The organism is Brenneria alni (assembly GCF_003666245.1).
GTDB classification, from domain to species: domain Bacteria; phylum Pseudomonadota; class Gammaproteobacteria; order Enterobacterales; family Enterobacteriaceae; genus Brenneria; species Brenneria alni.
On sequence record NZ_MJLZ01000093.1, the window covers coordinates 1 to 2599 of the forward strand.

Sequence of the window (2599 nt, forward strand, 5' to 3'; positions counted from 1 at the left end):
GATGAGTAACAAGATAGGCCATAAGTTTTTTATTTAAGGAGATGTTTATGGATAGTAAATATGGATATCAGATATTGTAAAGGAGTTATTTATGAAAAAATTGTGCGATAAAAATGTTGCATCTTCTGTTGTTGGTATGACGCTGGATGTTCGTTTTTTTCGATGGCTAAAGGCATTTTTTAGCGATCCCTGGCGGAAAACGTTGGTGATAATTCCTTTTATGTTCATGTTAGGTAACATTATTCCATCATTCTATGCGTGGATTGCGGAAATACCAAAAGAGGAAGAGATACATTATACCCAGGGTGAGCTGGTTCTTAGGGAAAACAATAAAAAAGGTATTCAGTTAGGATTAAATAATAATGAAAAAATAGAATATTTTTCCTGTGCGGATCAATTAACTGTCGGGCATTGGGGATGTGGTGTGAATGATGAGTTATTGCGTGAGTGGTCAGGTAAAATAGCTGAAATTGGCTGGTTTTATCAGCCGGCTTATTTCTTTTATTCACAGCGACGATTGGTACGGTTAAAGGTGGAGGGAGAGGAGAAAATCAGTCTTGAAAAGGTGTCTGAGAGAATACGTATCGGTAGGGAAAATGCTGTTGGTAATATTTTTATTGCCCTATTTATAATTGTGTTGCTACTTTTCTTAATAAGAAAAATTATTAAAATGTATGAAAAATTATAAATTAATTTTATATATCTTGATGTTTTTTTGATGTATTAAAAATTTAATAAAATATGATTTTAATCGAAGTGTTAAATAAAATTTATGCGCATTAATTGTCAGGGCGTGATGTGTTTTTTAAGTGATTTTTACTGAAAATATACCTCAAGGAGATTTTATTATGAGTAAAACCAAGGGATTACTGGATGCCGGATTCGGCAATGTATTGTCTTATGTTAGCGGGCAGGCCAGCACGCTGACATTGGCGGCAGCGGTGCGGCTAAAGTTGTAGTATCACGCGACTATAAGCGCGGGGTGGAAAACGTGGAGTTCGCCGACTGCGGCACAGGCACTGCGGGAACAGATTGCTCTGTGGGAATATACCTTCAATCTGTAAACATATGCCAAACATCTGGACAACAGATGATCGCCGGAAGATTTGATATTGAAGTATACGGGCATATTTTCCAATTATTATCGATAGGTCTTACCATAATGTGTTAATAATCCCAGTAATAAGAATGATAGTGAAATATTTAGTGAAAAATAAAAATCATGACAGTTAGAGGAATATCAAAGTTTGTCTTATTTTTTAAGATATGGAATTGACAGATTATTGTTTTTGAAATAGAAATATCGATTTACTAAGGTATGGCTTTTTACACCATATCTTTTTATGTCGCAGGGGGGCGTTTTTCCTTATATATTAAACATTTAAATTAATATCATGCTAATTATATCAATTTAAATTGATGAGTAACAAGATAGGCCATAAGTTTTTTTATTTAAGAAGATGTTTATGGAGGGTGAATATGGATGTCAGATATTATAAAGGAGTTATTTATGAAAAAAATGTGCGATAAAAATGTTGCATCTTCTGTTGTTGGTATGACGCTGGTTGTTCGTTTTTTTCGATGGCTAAAGGCGTTTTTTAGCGATCCCTGGCGGAGAGTACTGGTGCTTTTTCCTCTTGGAATTATTCTATATACCTCTGTTCCAGCATACTATGCGTGGGTTGCGGAAATGCCGAAAGAGGAAGAGATACATTATACCCAGGGTGAGCTGGTTCTTAGGAAAAACAATAAGAAAGGTATTCAGTTAGGATTAAAGAGAAATAATGAGGTTGAATATTTTTCTTGTGAGGAAATATTGAATGTTGGACATTGGGGATGTGACGTGAATGATGATTTATTGCATGATTGGTCAGGAAAACAGGCTGAAATAGGTTGGTTTTATCAGCCAGCTTATTTTTTCTATTCGCAGCGCCGATTAGTACAGTTAAAGGTAGAGGGAGATGAAAAGGTCAGTTTGGAAACGGTGGCAAAAAGAATATCTTCTGCTAGAAAAGTCGCGGTTAGTAATGTGGTTATGATTGATTTTCCGATAATTATTTTTGTGCTTTTTTTAATGAGGAAGTTTATTTATATAAAAGAAAAGTAATGATTTTTTCTAGTCTAATTTTATTTGGAAAAATTAATTGTTTTATTTTTTTAAAAAACGATGAAATTTAAATTAAAGTGTAAATAAAAATACAGTGCGTTGATTGAAGAGAGTTGAGATTTTTTCTTTTAAGTGATTGTTACTGGAATATACCTCAAGGAGATTGGATTATGAGTAAAACCAAGGGATTACTGGATGCCGGATTTGGCAATATATTGTCTTATGTTAGCGGACAGGCCAGCACGCTGACATTGGCGGCAGCGGTGCGGCTAAAGTTGTAGTATCACGCGGACTATAAGCGCGGGGTGGAAAACGTGGAGTTCGCCGACTGCGGCACGGGCACTGCGGAAACAGATTGCTCTGTGGGAATATACCTTCAATCTGTAAACATATGCCAAACATCTGGACAACAGATAATTGCTGGCAGATTTAATATTGAAATATACGGGCATATTTTTCCATTTTTTATTATCGGTAGGTCTTACCATAATG

The 2599-nt window shown here is 35.3% G+C and carries 2 protein-coding genes; both read left to right on the forward strand.

Going from position 1 to position 2599, the window contains the following annotated elements; genetic code table 11:
* Positions 1 to 91: 91 nt before the first annotated feature.
* The gene (locus tag BIY29_RS19705; RefSeq protein WP_121576698.1) at positions 92 to 688 is read left to right on the forward strand and encodes a hypothetical protein; all 597 of its coding nucleotides are present in this window, start codon (positions 92 to 94) and stop codon (positions 686 to 688) included.
* A gap of 822 nt (positions 689 to 1510) precedes the next feature.
* Complete coding sequence (locus BIY29_RS19710; RefSeq protein ID WP_121576699.1) at positions 1511 to 2107, forward strand: hypothetical protein; 597 nt, start codon at positions 1511 to 1513, stop codon at positions 2105 to 2107.
* Positions 2108 to 2599: the final 492 nt, after the last annotated feature.